This window comes from Modestobacter sp. SYSU DS0657 (assembly GCF_054050925.1).
The window spans coordinates 1-20,051 of the sequence record NZ_JBJHAG010000025.1 but is presented as its reverse complement, the minus strand read 5'-3'; the positions used below and the strand labels follow the sequence as shown (position 1 = coordinate 20,051).

Genomic DNA, 20,051 nt, shown 5'->3' with positions numbered 1-20,051 from the left:
GGTCGGGAGGGACCGGCGCGCTAGCGGATCGCTACGAGACCAGGAGCACGGAGCAGACGGGTGCGGGGCACGGGACCACTCTGCGCCCCTCCCGCCCGGGCGTCAACAACGGCGTCCCACTGAGTGGACAGTGGTCGCGGCGAACGTGGGACGACGGTCAGGGCGCCGCGGGCCCGCCGGTCACGGCGGCCGGGTGACCGTCGAGGAGGCCGGCGTCGAAGGCGTCGATCGCCGCGGCCAGCTCGGCGGGGGCGACGGGCCGCCCGAGCAGGTGGCCCTGCAGGTACCGGCAGCCCAGCGCCTGCAGCGCGGCCAGCTCCCCGGGGCTCTCCACCCCCTCTGCGACCACGTCGATGGACAGCCGCCGGCCCAGCTCGATGACCGTGTGCACGAGGGCGGCGCTGCGCTCGTCGGACTCGATGCCGGCCAGGAACTCCCGGTCCATCTTCAGCACGTCGACCGGGAGCCGGGTCAGGTAGGCGAACGTCGAGTAGCCGCGGCCGAAGTCGTCCAGGGAGATGACGCAGCCCATGTCGTGCAGCGTCTGCAGGTCGCCGTCGGCGCGGTCGGGCTGACCGAGGAACAGCGACTCGGTGACCTCCAGCATGAGCCGGTGCGGCGGCAGCCCGGCCCGGGCCAGCGCCGCCGCGACGTCGGGGACCAGGCTGCCCGACTGCAGGTGCCGGACGCTGATGTTGACCCCCAGCTGCAGGTCCCGCCCCTGGCGCAGCAGCCCGGCGAGCTCCGCGGTGGCCTGCTCCAGCACCCAGCGCTGCAGCGGGACGATCAGCCCGTCGTCCTCCGCGAGCGGGACGAACTCCGCCGGCGGGACCGCGCCGAGCACGGGGTGGTCCCAGCGCACCAGCGCCTCCAGGCCCAGCACGCGCCGCTCCACGGTGCCCACGACCGGCTGGTACTCCAGCCGCAGCTCACCGCGGGACAGCGCGTCGGGCAGGTCCCTGGCCAGCCGGGTGCGCCGTCCGGTCGCGCTGTCGGCCGCCTCCCCGGAGCGGCGCACGCAGCCCTTGCCGGCCGCCTTGGCCGCGCGCAGCGCCAGGTCGGCGGAGCGGATGGTCGCCGACACCTCGTCGGCCGGGTCCAGCACGGTCACCCCGACGCTGCAGGAGACGTCGAAGACCAGGTCCGGGTCCGCGCCGGGCGTCGGCACCGACCGGTGCACCCCCGCCAGCTCGGTGACGACCCGCTCGGCCAGCGCCGTCGCCTCGGACAGCCCACCGCGCACGACGACCGCGAACTCGTCGCCGCCGAGCCGGCCCACCAGGTCCCCGTCGCGGACGGTGGCGCGCAACCGGTCGGCGACCTCGACCAGCAGCAGGTCACCCGCCTCGTGCCCGGCGATGTCGTTGACCGCCTTGAACCCGTCCAGGTCCAGCAGCAGCAGGCAGGCGGCCTCGCCCCCGGCGGCGCGGCTGCGCGCCCCGGCCAGGGCCGCCATCAGCCGGGCCCGGTTGGGCAGCCCGGTCAGGTAGTCGGTGTAGGCCAGCCGTTCGAGCTCCAGCTCGCCGGCGCGCCGGCCGTCGACGTCGCGCAGGTGGAGCACCAGGCCGTTCCCGCTCCGGGACGTGCCGCGCGGGGCGCCCTCGGGGGCGGCGTGCAGCGCCGCGGACGGGATGACCCGGACCGACTCGAACGGCCGCCAGCCCCCGTCCCGGGTGCGCAGCCGGAAGGAGCGGCCGCGGGAGTCCTCGAGGTCGGCGGTGGCCAGCACGCGCACGAGGTCGGCACGGTCGTCGGGGTGGACGAAGTCCAGCAGCGGCCGGCCCTCCAGGTCCCGCGCGGCCCAGGCCCCCGGACCCTGGCCGGCGCCGGAGGCCCAGGTGATGTCGCCGCGCTGGTCCAGCACGATGGTGATGTCCGCCGCGCTGTGCACCAGCGTGCGGAAGTAGGCCTCGGTGCGCAGCACCTGGTGGGTGAGCCGGGTGGCGTCGGTGGCCCAGAGCAGCGTCCGGACCAGGGTGGCGGCCAGGAGCAGCCCGGTGGCCAGCGCCTCCGGTGCGCTGACCGGCCGCCCGCCGGCCCAGCCGACGAGCAGCAGCAGCACCACCCCGAAGGCCAGGCAGTAGCTGACCAGCACCCCGAGCAGCGGCGTGGTCACCGGGTCGGCGCCCTCGTCGGCGCCCGGGCCGGGGTCGGCCTCCAGCGCCAGGGTGGTGGCCGCGAGCATGCCCAGGAGGGTCGTGGCGGTCAGCACGTCCCAGCCGGGCGCGGGGTGCACGGCGGCGATCGATCCGCTGACCACGGCCACCGCCAGCGAGCCCAACGCCAGCAGCAGCCAGCCGGCCGCGGCCCGCCGGGCCGGGCCGACGGCCGCGAAGGTGACCAGCCCACCGGCCAGCAGCACCGCGCCGAGCGCCGGGTAGCCGGCGACCAACAGCCGGTCGACGCCGTCGGCGTCGAGTCCGCCGACCGTCGGCAGCAGCACCTCGGCCAGCACGCCGAGCGCGACCAGCGCGACCGCGGCGTCCAGCGCCACCGAGGCGCGGAACCGGCTGCCTGTGGCACGGGCCAGCCGCGACCACAGCAGCAGCGTCACCGGCGCCGTGGCGGCCAGCGCCAGGTCGCCCGGGCCGAGCGCCGTCGGGTTGATCCCCGCGCCGGTGACCCCGCGGACCACCTGCCCCAGCCCGAGCAGCCCGACGATCACGGCGACGGTGCGCCAGACGTCGGCGGAGACGGCGTCGGGGCGGCGGCCGTGCCGGTGCACCAGCGCGCCCAGCACCAGGGTGGCCAGACCGAGCACCAGCGGACCGGCGTGCGCCGACCGCCCGGGGACCAGCGAGGCGAGCAGGGCCACGCCACCGGCGACGACGGCCAGCAGCAGCAGGACGGCGGTGCGTGGCCACTCCCCCGCCGCCGGCAGCGCGGCGCTCGCCCGCCACCGCGCGGCCGGGAGCACGGTCACCCCGCCCGTCCCACGAGCCCGGGCCACAGCAGGCCCGAGCCGGCGTCCAGGAGCTCGGCGAGAGCGCCGAGGGAGACCGGCCGGGAGAGCAGGAACCCCTGCGCGTAGCCGCAGCCGATGCCCTCGAGGACGGCGAGCTGACTGGTGGTCTCCACCCCCTCGGCGACCACGTCGATGCCCAGCGACGCCCCCAGGCCGACGACGGACTCGCACACCACCCGGGTGTAGGCGTCCCGGTCGACGGCGGCCAGCATCGCCCGGTCGAGCTTGAGCACGTCGACCGGGAGCTGGCCCAGCCGCGGCAGGGCGGACCGGCCGCTGCCGAAGTCGTCGAGGGCCAGGTGCACCCCCATCAGCCGCAGCGCCCGCACGTCGTCGATCACGTGCGACCCGTCCAGGGCCGCTTCCGGCATCTCCACCACGAGCCGCTCGGGGGCCAGGCCGCTCTGGGCCAGGGCCGCGGTGACGTCTCCGACCAGCGTGCCGGCGGCCAGGTGGGCGGCGGAGACGTTGACCCCGAGCCGGAGCGGCGCGGGGCCGTGCTGGGGCAGCTGCTGCACGTCGACGGTGGCCGAGTGCAGCAGCCAGCGCTGCAGCTCCACCAGCAGACCGGCGCGCTCGGCGACCGGCAGGAACTCCTCGGGCTGCACCTCCCCGTGCAACGGGTGCCGCCAGCGCAGCAGCGCCTCCACCCCGGTGACCCGGTGGTCGGCCAGCGCCACGATGGGCTGCCAGACGAGCGTGAGCTCGCCGCGCTCGCGGGCACCGACCAGGTCACGGCGCAGCCGGTCGCGGCGGTCCCGGGTGGCGGTCAAGCCCGGGTGGTAACGGCGCACCGAACCCGGCCCGGCGGCGCGGGCGTCGAGCACGGCCAGGTCGGCGCGGTCACTGGCCTCGCGGACGGTGAGCCCGGGGGGCAGCGGCACCACCCCGACCGCGGCGGTGAGGTCGACCAGCCCCGCGTCGGTGCCGATCGGCGCCTCGATGACGGCCAGGCAGCGTGCGGCCAGCCGGTCGGGCTCGTCGCCGGTGCCGTGCGCGAGCACGCCGAAGCACGCGGTGGAGACCCGGGCGACCTGGTCCCCCGTGCGCACCGTGGCACGCAGCCGGCGAGCGACCTCGGCGACGGCGACGTCCACGACGTCCCGGCCGGCCTGCTCACCGGCCTCCCGCAGCCCCTGCACCTCGATGACCAGCAGCGCCACCTCGTCGGCCCGGGCCTCGCGGCCCGGCCGGCCGAGCAGCTCCGCCAGCGCCTGCAGCTGCGCGGCCCGGTTGGGCAACCCGGTGAGCGGGTCGGTGAACGCCAGCGAGTTCAGCTCCCGCTCCCGGTCCCGGCGCGCGGTCACATCCCGGCAGTGCAGCACCAGCGCCCGCACCTCCGCGTCGGCGCGCAGGTCGGTGGCCCCGGCCTCGAGCACCCGCCAGCCCACCCCGGGCGCGGGCAGCCGGAACGTGCACAGCCCGGTCGGCCCGCCACCGCCGGACGCCGGGCCGGTCAGCCAGGAGGCCACCCCCGCCGCGTCGTCCGGGTGCACCGCGTCGACCAGGCGGCAGCCGGTGAGCGGAGCGCCCCACGCCGTCGTCGTCGCCAGGCCGCTGGCGGTCCAGGCGATCCGCAGCGTGCCGTCGAGGACCAGCGCCGCATCGCTGCCGGCGTGCACCAGGGACCGGGCGAACGACTCCGAGCGGAGCAGCCGGGCGAGCGCCCGGGGCCGGTCCCGGGCGGCGCGCCGACGGCGCCACAGCTCCAGGGCCAGGCAGCCGAGCAGCGCGGCTCCGGCCGCCCGGGACGGCAGGAGACCGGCGAGGAGGGCGAGGGCGACCGCGGCGACGGCGGCACCGAGCAGCAGGCCGGTGGCCCGCCCGATCAGCCCCAGGGCAGCCGGCGGCCACCAGCCGGGTGCGCGCCGGCGCGTCTCCTCCACACCGGGAACTGTCGGCCCCGGACCCGCCCGACCGAACGGCTCGCCGGACGGGTCTCACCCCATGGGGGCGGCAGGCGGTCCGGGCGGCGTCAGCCGCAGACGGCCCCCTGCGCGGCCGAGCCGACCAGCTTGGCGTACTTGCCGAGCACCCCGGTGGTGTAGCGCGGGGCGGGCGGGGCCCACCCCTCCCGGCGGCGGGCCAGCTCGTCGTCGTCGACCAGCAGCTCCAGGGTGCGGTTGGCCAGGTCCAGCCGGATCGGGTCGCCGTCGCGCACGAACGCGATGGGGCCGCCGTCGGTGGCCTCGGGTGCGATGTGCCCGACGCACAGACCGGTCGTGCCCCCGGAGAACCGGCCGTCGGTGAGCAGCAGGACGTCCTTGCCCAGCCCCGCGCCCTTGATCGCGCCGGTCACCGCGAGCATCTCCCGCATGCCCGGGCCGCCCTTGGGGCCCTCGTAGCGGATGACCACGACGTCACCGGCCTGCAGCGTGCCGTCGGTGACGGCGTCCATCGCGCCCTGCTCGCCGTCGAAGACCCGGGCAGTGCCCTCGAAGACGTCGGTGTCGAAGCCGGCGGACTTCACCACCGCGCCGTCGGGGGCCAGCGACCCGCGCAGGATCGTCAGGCCACCGGTGCGGTGGATCGGCTCGCCCATCGCGTGGATGATCGCGCCGTCGGGGTCCGGCGGGGAGAGCTCGGCGAGGTTCTCGGCCATGGTCTTGCCGGTGACGGTCAGCGTGTCACCGTGCAGCAGGCCGGCGTCCAGCAGCGCGCGCAGCACGACGGGCACACCGCCGACCCGGTCGACGTCGGTCATCACGAACCGGCCGAAGGGCTTCACGTCGGCCAGGTGCGGCGTGCGGTCACCGATCCGGTTGAAGTCCTCGAGCGTCAGCTCGACCTGCGCCTCGTGCGCGATGGCCATCAGGTGCAGGACGGCGTTGGTGGAGCCGCCCAGCGCCATGACGACGGTGATCGCGTTCTCGAACGCCTCACGGGTCATGATCTGCCGCGCGGTGATGCCCTTGCGGAGCAGTTCGACCACGGCCTCGCCGGACTTCACCGCGTAGTCGTCGCGGCGGCGGTCCGGCGCCGGCGGGGCGGCGCTGCCGGGCAGGCTCATGCCCAGCGCCTCGGCGACGCTGGCCATGGTGTTGGCCGTGTACATGCCACCGCAGGAGCCCTGACCGGGGCAGGCGGCCTTCTCGATCGCGGTCAGCTCCTCGCGGGTGATCAGCCCCCGCGCGCAGGCGCCGACGCCCTCGAACACGTCGATGATCGTGAGGTCCTTGTCACCCAGCTTCCCCGGCAGGGTCGAGCCGGAGTAGAGGAAGACGCTGGCGAGGTCCAGCCGGGCGGCGGCCATCAGCATGCCGGGCAGCGACTTGTCGCAGCCGGCCAGCAGGACGGAGCCGTCCAGCCGCTCGGCGAACATGACCGTCTCCACCGAGTCGGCGATCACCTCGCGGGACACCAGCGAGGCGCGCATCCCCTCGTGGCCCATGGAGATGCCGTCGGAGACCGAGATGGTGCCGAATTCCAGCGGGAACCCGCCGGCGGCGTGCACCCCCTCCTTGGCGCTCTTGGCCAGCCGGTCCAGGGAGAGGTTGCAGGGGGTGATCTCGTTCCAGGACGAGGCCACGCCGATCTGCGGCTTGGCGAAGTCGTCGTCGCCCATGCCCACCGCGCGCAGCATCGCCCGGGCCGGGGCCTTGGCGTCGCCGTCGGTCACCGCCCGGCTGCGCGGCTTGATGTCGACGGCGGGGGTCTGCTCGGGTCGGTCTTCGACGGTCGTCACGCCGGCGATGCTAGGCGGGTCCGTCCGCCTGCCCCAGATGCAGTCCATGCTGGTACCGGCACCACCACCCAGGTGCTCGCCCGCCCCGAGGAGGACACCCGTGCCCGGCACCCCGCGCGAGGAGCTCGCCGCCTTCCTGCGGTCGCGCCGCCGGCAGGTCGACCCGGCCGCCGTCGGGCTGCCCGGAGCCGGCGCGCGCCGCACACCCGGGCTGCGCCGGGAGGAGGTGGCGCTGCTCGCCGGGGTGAGCCACACCTGGTACACGTGGCTGGAGCAGGGCCGCGACATCCGCCCGTCCCGGCAGGTGGTCGACGCGGTGGCCCGCACCCTGCAGATGTCGGCGGCCGAGCACGAGTACGTGCTGCGCCTGGCCGGGCACGCCGCCGCCGTCCCAGCCGGCAGCGCCGGCGGGCTGCCGCCGCACCTGCAGCGGCTGCTGGACGCGCTGGGCCCCTCCCCCGCCTACGCGATCACGCCCGACTGGTCGATCGTCGGCTGGAACCGTGCCTACGAACGCTTCTACCCCGGCGCCGCCGACGCCGCGGACGGCGACCGGAACCTGCTGTGGCTGGTCTTCACCGACCCCCGGGTGCGCGGGCTGCTCGCCGACTGGACCACCGACAGCCGCCGCTTCCTCACCCAGTTCCGGGCCGAGGTGGGCGGCCGGCTGCACGACCCGGCCGTGGTCCGGCTGGTGGCCCGGCTGGAGGCGGCCAGCGAGCACTTCCGGGCCGGCTGGGCCAGCCACGACGTCGACCGGTTCACCTCCGGAGAGCGCCGCTTCGCCCATCCCGAGGTCGGTGAGCTGGTGCTGGAGCACCACCAGCTCACCCCCGCCGACGCCCCCGGGGTCCACCTGGTGGTCTACACCGCCGCGCCCGGCACCGACGCCGCCGACCGGCTGGCCCGGCTCGCCGCGGGCTGACCGGGGTCTGGGAGCATCGGCGGACGTGGGGACGGCGCGGATGCGGATGAGCCGGACGGCGCTGCTGCCGGTGGGCCTGCTGGCCGTCGGCGTGCTGCCGCTGGCCGCTGCCACGCCCTGGCTGCTGCTCCTGCTGGTGGTCCCGCTGGTGCTCGCCGCGTGGGTGCTGCGGGTCGGCGTCGACGTCGGCCCCGAGGGGATGACCGTCCGCTCCCTGGTGGGCCGGCGGCTGGTCACCTGGGCCGAGCTGGCCGGCGTGCGGGTGGCCGAGGACCGCGCGCTCTGGCTGGTGACGGCCGGCGGCAGCCAGGTGCGCCTCCCGGTGCTGCGCGCCCGGGACCTGCCCCGGCTGGCCGCGCTGACCGACGGCCGGATCCCCGCGCCCTGAGCCGGGGACCCAGCCGTCAGCGGCGCCTCAGGGGCTCTCCGACGCGGTGGGGACACCGGGTCGGACCGCGGTCCCGGCGTCGTCCGGGCGGCCGGTCGGCCCGGCCACCGGGGGCAGGCCGCTGCTGTCCGGCGGCCGGCGGCGGTGGCGGACCCGGTTGATGCCCCCGATGAGGCCGCCGCGGAGGAACAGCAGCACGAGGATGATCGCGATCGCGTAGAGGAACCGGGCCAGGGTGCCGGCGTCGACGCCACCGGACCCGGGCAGCGCCAGGAACGGCAGCGCCGAGCTGTACTGGGTGAGCACCAGCGGCAGCGTCACCACGAAGACGGCCCCGATGACCGCGCCGGCGATGGTGCCCACGCCGCCCAGGACGATCATGATCAGGAAGTCGATGGACAGCTGGAAGGTGAAGACGTCGGGTGAGATGCGGCCGTAGGCCAGCGCCATCAGGGCGCCACCGATCCCGGCGTAGGCAGAGGAGACGATGAACGCGGTCGCCTTCGCCCGGGCGACGTGGATGCCCATGGCCGCGGCGGCCGTCTCGCTGTCCCGGACGTTCATCCAGGCCCGGCCGGTGCGGCTGGCCAGCAGGTTGCGGCCGATCCAGGCTGCGGCCACGGCGACGACCAGGAAGACGTACCAGAGCCGGTGCAGCCCGCCGAACTCCACGCCGGCCACGGCCAGGTAGTCGGGCTCGTTGTCGCTGAAGCTGAACCCCGGGACGGCCAGCGCCTCGACGCTGCGGCCGTTGAATCCGCCGGTGACGTCCTCGAGGTTGAGCATGACGTGCCGGGCCAGGAACACCAGGCCGAGGGTGGCCAGGCCCAGGTAGATGCCGCGCAGCCGACCGGAGATGGGGCTGAAGAGCGCACCGGCCAGGGCCGCCACCAGACCGCCCAGCACCAGCGCCAGCACCGGGGGCAGGCCCAGCCCGGCGGCCCGTCCGTCGACCGGGCCGGCCGCCCAGGCGTAGACGTAGGCGCCCAGCGCGGCGAACGCCGCGTGCCCCAGGGACAGCTGGCCGGCGGTGCCGACCAGCAGGGTCAGCCCGATCGCGGCGACCACCGCGGCCATCGAGAACAGCCCGGTCTGCAGCCAGAAGTCGGAGAGCACGAACGGGAGCGCCAGCGCCACGACCCCGGCCACCAGGGCGGGGAGGAGCACCGGGAGGCGGCGCGCGAGATCAGACACGGACGGCCTCCTTCTTGCCGAACAGCCCCTGCGGCCGGACCAGCAGGACGGCGATCATCACCACGTAGGGGACGACCTCCCCCAGGCCGCGGCCGAGGAACTCCAGGTGCGACTCGTAGCCGACCACCAGCGCGACCGAGATCCCGATGACCAGGCCGCCGACGATCGCCCCCACCACGGAGTCGAACCCGCCGAGCACCCAGGCCGGGATGGCGGCCAGCGCGGTGAGGGCGACGCTCGGCGCCACCCCGGGTGCGGGGAACGAGGTGAGGAAGATGCCGGCCAGCGCGGCCAGCGCGCCGGCGAGGGCCCATCCGGTGGCGCCGGTGCGGGAGAGCCGGATGCCCATCAGGGAGGCGGTCTCGCCGTCGCTGGCGGCCGCCCGCATGGCGACCCCGGCCCGGGTCCGGGCGAACAGGAACCACAGCAGGGCGAAGGCGACGACCGCCACCCCCGCCGCGACGGCGCGGCTGGTCGGCAGGGTCACCGGCCCGAGGGTGACGACGTCGGCGCCCCACGGAGCGCCGTTGGTGAGCACCCGGTTGCCGATCCGCCGGGTCAGCTCGGTGAGCAGCAGGACCTGGACCGCGAGGGTCAGCGTGGCCGCCGTCCCGGGGTCGGACTCGGCGAGGTTGCGCACCAGGACCGCGTTGACCAGCACGGCGAGCACGGCCGCGCCGAGCACCCCGACGACGACCGCCGGCCAGAAGCCGATCGGGTCCTTCAGCACGGCGACCAGGTAGGCCCCGGCCAGCAGGATCGAGCCGTGCGCGAAGTTCAGCACGCCGGTCGCGGTGAAGACGATGACGAAGCCGACGGCGATCAGGCCCAGGATCAGGCCGTAGGAGACGCCGTTGGCCAGCTGGGTCAGCAGGTAGCTCATGCCGCCGCCGTTCCGAGGTAGGCGCGCAGCACCTCGGGGTCCCGCTGGACCTCCGCGGGGGTCCCCTCGGCGATGCGCTGTCCGAAGTCGAGGACCGTGATGTGGGCGGCCAGCCCCATCACGAAGGGCATGTCGTGCTCGACGAGCAGCACCGAGAGCCCGAGCTCGGACTGCACGGCCCGGATGACCGCCGCCATCTCGACCGACTCGCCGTGGGTCATCCCGGCCACCGGCTCGTCGAGCAGCAGCAGCGTGGGCTCGGCGGCCAGCGCCCGGCCCAGCTCGACGCGCTTCCGGTCGCCGTAGGACAGGGTGTGCACCTCCCGCTGCAGCAGGCCGTCGATCCCGAGCAGCTCGGCCGTCCGCCGGACCGCCGCCCGGTGCTCCCGTTCCTCCCGCCGGGCCCGCGGCAGCCGCAACGCGTCGGACACCGCGCCCGCGCGCATCAGGTGGTGGCGCCCGACGAGCAGGTTGTCCTCGACGGTCTGCTCCAGGGCCAGCGAGATGTTCTGGAAGGTGCGCGCCACACCCAGCTCGGCGAGCCGGTGCGGCGGGCTGCCGGTCACCTCGACGTCGCCGTAGTGGACGGTGCCGCTGGTGGCCCGGTAGGCGCCGCCGAGGACGTTGATGCAGGTCGACTTCCCGGCACCGTTGGGGCCGATCAGCGCCTGGATCGTGCCGGGCTCGACGGTGAAGGAGACCTCCGACAGCGCGGTGATCCCGCCGAACCGGACGGTCAGCTGGTCGATGGTCAGCCGCTGGGGGCTGGCCGGCCGTTGCCGGCCGACCGTTCCGGACGCCGCGGTGGCCCCGGCGGTCCTGGTGGCCCCGGTGGCCCCGGTGGCCCCGGTGGCCCCGGTGTCGGGCCGGCCGCCCTCGAGGGTCGGGGCGTCGGTCACGCCGAGGTAGCGGCTGCGGATCTCGTCGGTGGCGGCCAGCTCCGCGGCCGGGCCCGAGGCGGTGACCGCGCCGGTCTCCAGCACGTACGCGCGGTCGGCCACGCGCAGCCCCATGGCGGCGTTCTGCTCGATGAGCAGCACCGACGTCCCCTGGGAGTGGATCTGGCTGATGATGTCGCCGATCTGCTCGACCAGCTGGGGTGCCAGTCCGAGAGAGGGCTCGTCGAGCAGCAGGAGCTTCGGCGAGGTCATCAGCGCCCGGCCCATCGCCAGCATCTGCTGCTCGCCCCCCGACAGCAGGCCGCCCCGCTGGTCCCGGCGCTGGGCCAGCACCGGGAAGAGCTCGAGGACGCGCTCGTGCGCCTGCCGGCGCGCCTTGGCGTCGCCGACGGTGTAGCCGCCGGCCTGCAGGTTGTCCTCGACGGTGAGGTCGCGGAAGATCCGGCGCCCCTCCGGCACCTGCACCAGGCCGGCGCGCACCGCCCAGGAGGAGTCGTGCCGGGCGAGGTCCTGCCCGTCGAACCGGATCCGGCCGCCGGTGACGGCACCGCCCACGCCGCCGAGGGACCGGGACACCGCACGCAGCAGCGTCGTCTTCCCGGCACCGTTGCTGCCGAGGACGGCCACGACCGAGCCGGCGTCGACCTGCAGGGTGACCCCGCGCAGCGCCTGCACGGCGCCGCCGTAGGTCACGGCGAGGTCCTCCACGGTCAGGAGGGGATCGGGCACGGGGCACCTCTCAGCGGGACGGGGTCGGGCAGGTGGCCGGGGCCACGGGGAGACACCACCCGCCGGGCCGCGGGCACCGGGGCGGGAGGACTGCCGGCAAGGCCATCGAGCCGCCAGGTCCCGGCCCGGGCGCTGGGCCCGGGCCGGGGCCGGCGGTCACTCGAAGGTGTAGCTCTCGGCGCTGGGACCGAGGATCGTGTCCTCCATCCGCAGCCCGCCCGGCGCCTCGGCGTCGGCGCGGAGGAGGTACACCTCGCGCAGCGGGGGCTGCCCCTCCTCGGAGTAGTCGAGCGCGCCCGGGAGGATCCCGCCGGTGTCCAGGTCGGTGGTCTGCTGGATCCCCGCGACGATGCCCGCGGGCGTGAGGTCACCGGCCTCGCAGGCGTTCTCGATGGCCTCGTGCAGCAGCATGGCCTCGGCGTTGCCCGCCGGGATCTCCCAGCCCGCCGGGACGTCGGGCGCCGCCTCCTGGTGCAGCGCGACGGCTTCCTGCACGCCGGGCTCGTCGGCGCTGTACGGGGCGATGCTGCTCAGGAAGTAGAAGTTCTCCAGCAGCGCCGGCCCGGCCGGCCCGTCCAGCAGGGACGGGTTGTAGGTCGGGGAGTTGCCCAGCAGCGGGACGTCGAGCCCCTGCGAGGAGAGGACGGCGGCCAGCGAGGCCAGCTGGGCCGGCGCGGCGCCGAGGATCACCGCGGAGACCCCGGCCTCCCTCAGCGCGGACGCCTGGGCGGACAGGTCGGTGTCGGCGGGGGTGATCTGCTGCGCCACGATCTCCAGGCCGCGCTGCTCGGCCGCGTACTCGGCCCCGGCCAGGGAATCGCCGCCGAGGTCGCCGGTGAAGTAGACGACGCCGACCTTGTCGCCCTCGGAGAGCCCGAGCTCGTCGACGAGGTAGTCGATCCCGTTGGCGCTCTCGATGCTGTAGGTGGTGCCGGGGATCTGGGCGTTCGGGTAGTCGAGGACGACGCTGGACCAGCCCATGCCACCGACGTAGAGGTCGTCCTCCTCGGCCAGCGGCAGCAGCGCCGCGACCACGGGCGAGCCGAGCACCTGCTGCAGCGCAGCGACGTTCGGCGCCATGCTGCGGTACAGGGCGACCGCCCGCTGCGGGTCGTACTGGTGGTCCTGGACCTGCACCTCGACGTTCCGGCCGCAGACGCCGCCGTCGGCGTTGACCTGGTCCCAGTAGGCCTGGATCTGGCTCACGTGCAGCGGGGCGCTCACGGCGAAGGGACCGGAGAGGTCGGTGAGGATGCCGACGTTGATCGTGTCGTCGGTGACGCCGTTGCCGGTCTGCACGTCGTCCCCGTCGCCACCACCACCGCCGCCGCTGGCTTCGGGCGCTTCCGTGCTGCAGGCCGACAGGAGGGCGACGCAGCCGGCGACAGCCAGCACGGAGCGGGTGCGGTGCTTCATGGGATCCCCTTTCGGCGGCGGGCCCACCCGCCGGACTGCCCCTGCCGGCATCGTTGCCGGAGTGGTTGAGGTCACAGGGAAACTAGAAGGGGATGTGACGGGCGTCAAGAAAAGTTCCAGTGTCGTGATCGGACCGCGATCAGGACCCGTCCGTGCCGGAGGCAGGCGGCAGCTCCCCCGGTCGGCGACGGCGGCCCGGCTGCAGGGGCCCGCCGCGAGCTTGCGGGCGGTGGGGGGGGCAGGGCGGCCCCGTCCCGAGGCTCACCCCGAGCCTGCGAGCGGTCAGGAGGACGGGGTCCTCTCAGTAGTCGTGGACGACGTTCTCCAGGGGCCGGCCGGCGAGCACGCGCGCGAGCTGCTCGGTGACCGCTGCGGTCGCCCGGGCCTCGGTGAGGGGGACGTCACCGGCCACGTGCGGGGTCAGCAGCAGCCCCGGGGCGGCGAACAGCGGGTGCCCGTCGGGGAGCGGCTCGGGGTCGGTGACGTCCAGCGCCGCGCGCAGCCGCCCGCGGTGCAGCTCGGCCAGCAGGGCGTCGGTGTCCACGACCACGCCGCGGGCGGCGTTGACCAGCAGGGCACCGTCCCGCATCGCGGCGAGGAAGCGGGCGTCGACCATGCCCGTGGTCTGCGGGGTGACCGGCACGATGAGCACCACGACGTCGGCGTGCGGCAGCAGCCCGGGCAGCTCGTCCATCGCGTGCACGCCGTCGCGGGCGGTGCGCGCGACCCAGGTCAGCTCGACGTCGAAGCCGGCGAGCATGCGGCCGATGGTCCGGCCGATGTCGCCGGCGCCGACGACCAGCACCCGGGCGCCGACCAGGGAGTGGTGCGTGGCGGGCGCCCAGCGGCCGGCGTCCTGCGCCCGGGTGAAGGACGGGAGCCCGCGCTGGGCGGCGAGCGTGGCCGCCACCGCCCACTCGGCGGTGGCGGGGGTGTGCGCGCCGCGGGCGTTGCACAGCACCACCCGGTCGGGCAGCCGACCGGCGAACTTCTCCGCGCCCGCGCTGAGCAGCTGCACCAGGCGCAGGTCCGGCAGCGCGTCCAGCAGCTCCCGGGTCGGCTCGGACCCACCGCGGGGCACGAGCACCTGGGCCCGGGTGGCCGCCCCGGTGGGCAGGCCGTCGGCCGGGTCGAAGCGGTGCGCCGTCACCCGCGGCGACAGCGCCTCGACCGCACCGGCGAGCGCGCGCGAGGGCACCAGCACGTGCAGCGTCTCGTCGGGGCCGAGCTCCAGCAGGGGCGGGGACGTCTCCGGCACGGCTCCCGACCCTAGGGCGCAGCGGCCCCGGCGGCCCGCTCGGGCGACCGCACCGCGGACCGGCGGGCCGTACTGTGGCGGGCGTGGGACGGCGGACGGCGCGTGGGCGCACCCGGCTGGCCGGCGCCCTGCTCGCCGGCACCCTGCTCGGCGGCGCGGCGCTGACCGGGTGCGGCGGCGGGTACACCCCGTCCGGGCCGTTCCGGGAGATCCCTCAGGGGCAGCCGCCGCAGGTTGGCCCGCCGCCGGAGAGCGCCCCCGCCCCGATCCCCGGGCAACCCTCCACGCCCGGCACCCAGCAGGAGGAGGCCGACGGCGACCCGAACGTCGTCGCCACCGGGCTCGCCGTCCCCACCGGGCTGGTGGTGCTGCCCGACGGCACCGCCGTGGTCGGCGAACGGGACAGCGGCCGGCTGCTGCAGGTGTTCCCCGATCGCTCGCCGGCCCGCGAGCTGATGGTGCTGCCGGTCGACGCCGCCGGCGACGGCGGGCTGCTCGGGCTGGCGCTGTCCCCCACCTTCCCCGAGGACGGGCTGCTCTACGCGTACGTCTCGACGGCCACCGACAACCGGGTGGTCCGCTTCCCGATCGGCGGCACGCCCAACCCGGTGCTCACCGGCATCCCGCGCGGCGAGACGGGCAACGGCGGCGGCCTCGTCTTCGGCCCGGACGGCACGCTCTACGTGGGCACCGGCGACACGGGGAACCCCGCGCTCGCCGCCGACCCCGCCTCGCTGGCCGGCAAGGTGCTCGCCGTCGACGTCTTCGGCCAGCCGGTGGGCGCCGGGCCTGTCACCTCCCGCGGCCACCGGGACGTCACCGCGCTGTGCGTCGGCGCCGACGAGCGGGTGTACGCCACCGACGAGGCGGCCACCGGCCCCGACGCGCTGGACGCCGTCCGCCCCGACGGCGATGTCGGTCCGCAGGGCACCCGTCCGGTGCTGGAGGTGCCCGCGGCCGAGGGTGGGCTGGGCGGCTGCGCGGTCAGCGGGCCGTACGTGTTCCTCGGCGCGCTGGACGGCGAGCGGGTGACCATCGTGCAACTGGACCAGGCGGGCCAGCCGGTCGAGGAGCCGGAGTCGTTCCTGGAGGGCCGCTACGGGCGGCTGCGCAGCGTCGCCGTCGACCCGGCCGGCGCGCTGTGGATCACCACCTCGAACCGGGACGGCCTCGGCGAGCCCGCCGAGGACGACGACAAGGTGTTGCGGGTGACCCCGCCGTCGTCGGGGGCCAGCTCGCCGCTGTAGCCGGCGGCTACCGCCGCGTGAAGCGGTGGACGACGTGGTCGGGCGGGTCGACCGGGTTGTCCGGCGCCAGCTCACCCGCCGCGTACCACGTGGCGCCGGCCCGCTGGAGCGCCCGCCAGGACGCCGTGTTGCCCAGCGCCACCGGCACCAGGACGTCCTGCGCGTCGGGGTGCTCGGCGAACCCGCGGGCGACCGCGGCGGCGATCATCGCGGCGGCCAGCCCGCGGCCGCGGGCCGCCGGTTCGCCGATGAGGTAGTCGATGCTGAGCGCGCCCGGCGGGACGGGGCAGACCGGGGCCAGCTCCACGACGTACTCCGGGTAGGCGGCGATCGGGTAGAGCTGCACGAGGCCGAACGGTTCGTCGGCGTGCACCCCCAGGTGCACCTGCGTGGGCTCCGTGCCGTCGACGCAAGGACCGAAGTCCCGCTCGACGGCGTCCAGCCCCCACTCGTGGTGCCACCAGCGGGCGACCAGCGGCTCGGCCAGCCACCGGCCGAGCAGCCCGAAGTCCGCCCGCGTCAGCGGGCGCAGCTCCACGGCCGGCAGCGCCACGCGGCCACGGTAGGCCGGTCAGGAGCCGAGCACGCGCTCCTCGAGCATGCGCTTGACCGTGGGGGCGTCGGCCTTGCCGCGGGTGGCCTTCATGACCTGCCCGACGAGCGCACCCAGCGCCTGCACCTTGCCGGCGCGGACCTTCTCGACGACGTCGGGGGCACCGGCGATGGCGGCGTCGACGGCGGCGACCAGCTCGTCGGACTCCCCCATCACCGCCAGCCCCTGCGCCTCCACGACCTGCGCCGGACCGCCCTGGCCGGCGAGCACCCCGTCGAGCACCTGCCGGGCGAGCTTGTCGTTCACCGTGCCGGCGGCGACCAGGCCGGTGAGCTCGGCGACCTGGGCCGGGGTGACCGCCAGCTGGCCGAGCTCGACCCCGAGCTCGTTGGCCCGGCGGGCGAGGTCACCCAGCCACCACTTGCGGGCGTCGGCCGGGGTGGCCCCGGCGGCCACGGTCTGCTCGACCAGGCCGAGGGCACCGGCGTTGGCCAGCCAGGTCATCTCGGTGGCCGAGACGCCCCACTCCTCCTGCAGGCGGGCTCGGCGGGCCGCGGGCAGCTCCGGCAGGGCGGCGCGCAGCCGCTCGATCCAGTCGGCGTCCGGCGCCAGCGGCACCAGGTCGGGCTCGGGGAAGTACCGGTAGTCGGTCGCCTCCTCCTTGCTGCGCCCGGGTGAGGTCGAACCGGTGTCCTCGTGGAAGTGCCGGGTCTCCTGGCGCACCGTCCCGCCGTCGTCCAGCAGGGCGGCCTGACGGCGGATCTCGTACCGGACGGCGCGCTCGACCGACCGCAGCGAGTTGACGTTCTTGGTCTCGGTGCGGGTGCCCCACTCGAGGCTGCCGACCGGGGCGAGGGAGGTGTTCACGTCGCAGCGCAGGTTGCCCTGCTCCATGCGCACCTCCGAGACGCCGAGGGTCAGCAGGATCTCGCGCAGCTCGGTGACGTAGGCGCGGGCCACCTCGGGGGCCTTGGCGCCGGCGCCGGGCACCGGCCGGGTGACGATCTCGACGAGCGGGATGCCCGCGCGGTTGAAGTCGACCAGCGAGTGGTCGGCGCCGTGGATCCGCCCGGTGGCGCCACCGACGTGCAGGTTCTTGCCGGTGTCCTCCTCCAGGTGCACGCGCTCGATCTCCACCCGGTACGTCTGGCCGTCGACCTCGACGTCGAGGTGGCCGGCGGTGCACAGGGGCTCGTCGTACTGGCTGGTCTGGAAGCCCTTGGGGATGTCCGGGTAGAAGTAGTTCTTCCGGGCGAACCGCGACCAGTTCGCGATGCGGCAGCCCAGCGCCAGGCCGATCCGGATGGTCGCCTCGATGGCGGCGGCGTTGGCGACCGGCAGTGACCCGGGCAGCGCGAGGCAGACCGGGCAGGTCTGGGTGTTCGGCTCGGCGCCGAAGGTGGTCGAGCAGCCGCAGAACATCTTGGAGGCGGTGCCCAGCTCGACGTGGGTCTCCAGGCCGATCACCGGCTCGTAGCGGGCGACGGCGTCGTCGAACTCGACCAGCCGGTCGCCGGTGTGCGTCATGGTCACGGAGTCTCCTCGGGAGAGGACGAGGGGCTGGTCGGCCCCGCCTGCGTCGGTGCGGTGCGCCCGGTGAACCAGGCGCCGACCGCGGTGAGCAGGCCGAGGCCGATGAAGACGGCGAAGATCGCGCGGTCGGTGACGGCCCACAGCACGATCCCGGCGACGATCACGAACGCGGTCAGCCCCCAGGCTGCCTTCAGCGGGCCGTTCACGCCGGGGTCCCGGCGGCCGTCGGCAGCTCGTCGAGCAGGCGGTGGCCGCGGGCGGCGTCCTGCGCGGCCTCGAGGGCGGCGGCGACCCGGTAGCAGCGGTCGTCGGCCAGCGCCGGCGCCATGACCTGCAGGCCGACGGGCAGCCCCTCGGACAGGCCGCTGGGCACCGAGATCGCCGGCAGGCCGGCCAGGCTGGCCGGGAGGGTGCACAGGTCGGCGGCGTACATCGCGATCGGGTCCTCGACCCGGGCGCCCAGCGGCCAGGCGACGGTCGGGCTGGTCGGGCTGACCAGCACGTCGACGCCGGCGAAGGCGGCGGTGAACTCCCGGGAGATCAGCGAGCGGACCTTCTGCGCCTGGCCGTAGTAGGCGTCGTAGTAGCCGCTGGACAGCGCGTAGGTGCCCAGGATGATCCGCCGCTTGACCTCCGGGCCGAAGCCCTGCTCCCGGGTGAGCGCCATGACCTCGTCGAGGTCGCGGTTGCCGTCGTCGCCGACCCGCAGGCCGAACCGGACGCCCTCGTAGCGGGCCAGGTTGCTGGAGGCCTCGCTGGGGGCGATCAGGTAGTAGGCCGGGAGCGCGAGGTCGAACGACGGGCAGGAGACCTCTGTGACCTCCGCGCCCAGGCTCGCGAGCAGCTCGACCGCCTCCCGGGTGCGGGCCAGCACGCCGGGGTCGTAGCCGTCGGCGTGCCCGTCCCCGCCGAGCTCGCGGACGACACCGACGCGAACGCCGCTCAGGTCACCGGCGGCACCGGCGCGGGCGGCGTCGACCAGCCCGGACAGCGGGCTGTCGATGCTGGTCGAGTCACGCGGGTCGTGGCCGCCGATGACCTCGTGCATCAGGGCGGCGTCCAGGACCGTGCGGGCCATCGGCCCGGCCTGGTCGAGGCTGGAGGAGAACGCGATCAGGCCGTAGCGGGAGACCGAGCCGTAGGTGGGCTTGTGCCCGACCAGGCCGGTGAGCGCCGCCGGCTGGCGGATCGAGCCACCCGTGTCGGTGCCGATCGCCCAGGGCGCCAGGTGGCCGGCGACGGCGGCGCTGGACCCACCGGACGAGCCGCCCGGGACCCGGTCGCGGTCCCACGGGTTGCGGCTGACGCCGTAGGCGGAGTTCTCGGTGGAGGAGCCCATGGCGAACTCGTCCATGTTGGTCTTGCCGAGCAGCACGGTGCCGGCCTCGGCGAGCCGGGTGGCGATGGTCGCGCTGTAGGGCGGCCGCCAGCCCTCGAGGATCTTCGAGGCGCTGGTCGTGGGCACGCCCTCGGTGACGACCAGGTCCTTCAGCGCCACCGGGACACCGGCCAGCGGGCCCAGCTCGGCACCGGCGGCACGCGACTCGTCGACGGCGGTGGCGGCGGCCAGCGCGGCCTCGCCGTCGACGTGCAGGTAGGCGCCGAGGGCGCCGTCCTCGGCGGCGATCCGGTCGAGGTGGGCGCGGGTGGCCTCGGCGGCGCTGACCTCACCGGCGGTGAGCCGGCGGGAGAGCTCCGCGACGTCCATGGCGGTCAGGTCGCTCACTCGGACTCCCCCAGGATGCGCGGCACGCGGAAGCGGTCGTCCTCGGCGGCGGGCGCGGCGGCCAGCACGGCCTCGCGGGGCAGGCTCGGGGTGACCTCGTCGGCGCGCAGCACGTTGGTCAGCGGCACGGCGTGGGTCATCGGGGGGACGTCGCCGACGGCGGCCTCGCCGACGCGGGCGACCGCTGCGAGCACCTGGTCGAGCTGCCCGGCGAACCGGTCGAGCTCGTCGTCGGTCACCGCCAACCGGGCCAGGCGCGCCAGGTGCGCGACGTCGTCCCGCGAGATGCTGCTCATGCTCTGTTGCGACCCCACTCCGTCAGCCGGCCGGGCCCGCTGGGGCCCACGTCCACGACCCCGCCACTGTACGTGGGAGGCGACGGGCGCCTGTGCGAGCCGGGGTTGGAGCCCGGGCCCTCCATGCGGGAGGCTGCACCTGCCCGCGATCGACGGAGATCGGCCCGCACCCGGACTGCACCGGAGGATCGACGTGTCCTACCTCTTGCGGCTGGTCGTGCCCGACCGGCCCGGCATCCTCGGCGCGGTGGCCACCGCGCTGGGCGCGGTCGGCATCGACATCGTCTCGGTCGACGTCCTGGAACGCCGGAACGGGGTGGCCGTCGCCGACATCGTGGTCGAGGTCCCCCCCGA

At 75.7% G+C, this 20,051-nt stretch carries 17 protein-coding genes; 4 read left to right on the top strand and 13 right to left on the bottom strand.

Going from position 1 to position 20,051, the window contains the following annotated elements:
* Positions 1-157: 157 nt before the first annotated feature.
* The 3 genes from ACI79A_RS15235 to ilvD all read right to left on the bottom strand — a co-directional run bounded on the left by ACI79A_RS15235 (position 158) and on the right by ilvD (position 6,650).
* Positions 158-2,923, bottom strand: coding sequence for a putative bifunctional diguanylate cyclase/phosphodiesterase (locus tag ACI79A_RS15235; RefSeq protein ID WP_457084581.1), 2,766 nt, complete (start codon positions 2,921-2,923; stop codon positions 158-160).
* The gene (locus tag ACI79A_RS15230; protein WP_457084579.1) at positions 2,920-4,851 is read right to left on the bottom strand and encodes a putative bifunctional diguanylate cyclase/phosphodiesterase; all 1,932 of its coding nucleotides are present in this window, start codon (positions 4,849-4,851) and stop codon (positions 2,920-2,922) included. Before ACI79A_RS15230 ends, ACI79A_RS15235 begins: the two co-directional genes overlap by 4 nt.
* Before the next feature lie 89 nt (positions 4,852-4,940).
* The gene (gene ilvD / locus ACI79A_RS15225; RefSeq protein ID WP_457084577.1) at positions 4,941-6,650 is read right to left on the bottom strand and encodes a dihydroxy-acid dehydratase; all 1,710 of its coding nucleotides are present in this window, start codon (positions 6,648-6,650) and stop codon (positions 4,941-4,943) included.
* A 100-nt stretch (positions 6,651-6,750) separates the two neighbouring features.
* On the opposite strand from ilvD, the gene ACI79A_RS15220 reads away from it, so the two are divergent.
* Together ACI79A_RS15220 and ACI79A_RS15215 are read left to right on the top strand one after the other, a co-directional pair.
* Positions 6,751-7,575 carry a helix-turn-helix transcriptional regulator gene (locus ACI79A_RS15220; RefSeq protein WP_457084575.1) on the top strand — a complete coding sequence of 275 codons (825 nt, stop codon included), beginning with the start codon at positions 6,751-6,753 and terminating at the stop codon, positions 7,573-7,575.
* 25 nt (positions 7,576-7,600) lie between these two features.
* A complete protein-coding gene (locus tag ACI79A_RS15215; RefSeq protein WP_457084573.1) occupies positions 7,601-7,963 on the top strand; it encodes a PH domain-containing protein in 363 nt (120 codons plus the stop codon).
* A gap of 27 nt (positions 7,964-7,990) precedes the next feature.
* On the opposite strand, the gene ACI79A_RS15210 is transcribed toward ACI79A_RS15215, so the two are convergent.
* The 5 genes from ACI79A_RS15210 to ACI79A_RS15190 all read right to left on the bottom strand — a co-directional run bounded on the left by ACI79A_RS15210 (position 7,991) and on the right by ACI79A_RS15190 (position 14,342).
* Positions 7,991-9,157 (bottom strand): branched-chain amino acid ABC transporter permease, encoded by a 1,167-nt coding sequence (locus ACI79A_RS15210; protein ID WP_457084571.1) that lies wholly within the window; start codon positions 9,155-9,157, stop codon positions 7,991-7,993.
* Entirely contained in the window at positions 9,150-10,040 is an 891-nt protein-coding gene (locus ACI79A_RS15205) for a branched-chain amino acid ABC transporter permease (protein WP_457084569.1), read from the bottom strand. Before ACI79A_RS15205 ends, ACI79A_RS15210 begins: the two co-directional genes overlap by 8 nt.
* Complete coding sequence (locus ACI79A_RS15200) at positions 10,037-11,668, bottom strand: ATP-binding cassette domain-containing protein (protein WP_457084567.1); 1,632 nt, start codon at positions 11,666-11,668, stop codon at positions 10,037-10,039. Before ACI79A_RS15200 ends, ACI79A_RS15205 begins: the two co-directional genes overlap by 4 nt.
* 156 nt (positions 11,669-11,824) lie before the next feature.
* Entirely contained in the window at positions 11,825-13,084 is a 1,260-nt protein-coding gene (locus ACI79A_RS15195; RefSeq protein WP_457084565.1) for an ABC transporter substrate-binding protein, read from the bottom strand.
* A 301-nt stretch (positions 13,085-13,385) separates the two neighbouring features.
* Positions 13,386-14,342, bottom strand: coding sequence for a 2-hydroxyacid dehydrogenase (locus tag ACI79A_RS15190; protein WP_457084563.1), 957 nt, complete (start codon positions 14,340-14,342; stop codon positions 13,386-13,388).
* Positions 14,343-14,425: 83 nt separating this feature from the next.
* Here ACI79A_RS15190 and ACI79A_RS15185 point away from each other — a divergent pair, with 83 nt between their 5' ends.
* The gene (locus tag ACI79A_RS15185) at positions 14,426-15,589 is read left to right on the top strand and encodes a PQQ-dependent sugar dehydrogenase (protein WP_457084561.1); all 1,164 of its coding nucleotides are present in this window, start codon (positions 14,426-14,428) and stop codon (positions 15,587-15,589) included.
* A 7-nt stretch (positions 15,590-15,596) separates the two neighbouring features.
* Here the strand turns inward: ACI79A_RS15185 and ACI79A_RS15180 are convergent, their stop codons facing one another.
* From ACI79A_RS15180 to gatC, 5 genes are read right to left on the bottom strand one after another with little or no spacing between them, the layout of a single operon-like run.
* Positions 15,597-16,142 carry a GNAT family N-acetyltransferase gene (locus tag ACI79A_RS15180; RefSeq protein ID WP_457084559.1) on the bottom strand — a complete coding sequence of 182 codons (546 nt, stop codon included), beginning with the start codon at positions 16,140-16,142 and terminating at the stop codon, positions 15,597-15,599.
* Between the two features lie 18 nt (positions 16,143-16,160).
* Positions 16,161-17,669 carry an Asp-tRNA(Asn)/Glu-tRNA(Gln) amidotransferase subunit GatB gene (gene gatB, locus ACI79A_RS15175; RefSeq protein WP_457084631.1) on the bottom strand — a complete coding sequence of 503 codons (1,509 nt, stop codon included), beginning with the start codon at positions 17,667-17,669 and terminating at the stop codon, positions 16,161-16,163.
* 2 nt (positions 17,670-17,671) lie between these two features.
* Positions 17,672-17,881 carry a hypothetical protein gene (locus ACI79A_RS15170; protein ID WP_457084557.1) on the bottom strand — a complete coding sequence of 70 codons (210 nt, stop codon included), beginning with the start codon at positions 17,879-17,881 and terminating at the stop codon, positions 17,672-17,674.
* Complete coding sequence (gene gatA / locus ACI79A_RS15165; RefSeq protein WP_457084555.1) at positions 17,878-19,401, bottom strand: Asp-tRNA(Asn)/Glu-tRNA(Gln) amidotransferase subunit GatA; 1,524 nt, start codon at positions 19,399-19,401, stop codon at positions 17,878-17,880. The genes ACI79A_RS15170 and gatA overlap by 4 nt, the downstream gene beginning before the upstream one ends.
* Positions 19,398-19,697, bottom strand: a complete 300-nt coding sequence (gene gatC / locus ACI79A_RS15160) for an Asp-tRNA(Asn)/Glu-tRNA(Gln) amidotransferase subunit GatC (protein ID WP_457075376.1) — start codon at positions 19,695-19,697, stop codon at positions 19,398-19,400. The genes gatA and gatC overlap by 4 nt, the downstream gene beginning before the upstream one ends.
* Between gatC and ACI79A_RS15155 the strand changes: the two genes are divergently transcribed.
* A partial coding sequence (locus ACI79A_RS15155; RefSeq protein ID WP_457084553.1) for an ACT domain-containing protein occupies positions 19,687-20,051 on the top strand: 365 nt, incomplete at its 3' end. The two genes, gatC and ACI79A_RS15155, sit on opposite strands and share 11 nt — an antisense overlap.

What these genes read in the sequence shown, in the direction of transcription:
- gatC (WP_457075376.1), bottom strand. Translation starts at nt 19,697, where the DNA reads ATGAGCAGCATCTCGCGGGACGACGTCGCGCACCTGGCGCGCCTGGCC.
- ACI79A_RS15195 (WP_457084565.1), bottom strand. Translation starts at nt 13,084, where the DNA reads ATGAAGCACCGCACCCGCTCCGTGCTGGCTGTCGCCGGCTGCGTCGCC.
- gatB (WP_457084631.1), bottom strand. Translation starts at nt 17,669, where the DNA reads ATGACGCACACCGGCGACCGGCTGGTCGAGTTCGACGACGCCGTCGCC.
- ACI79A_RS15205 (WP_457084569.1), bottom strand. Translation starts at nt 10,040, where the DNA reads ATGAGCTACCTGCTGACCCAGCTGGCCAACGGCGTCTCCTACGGCCTG.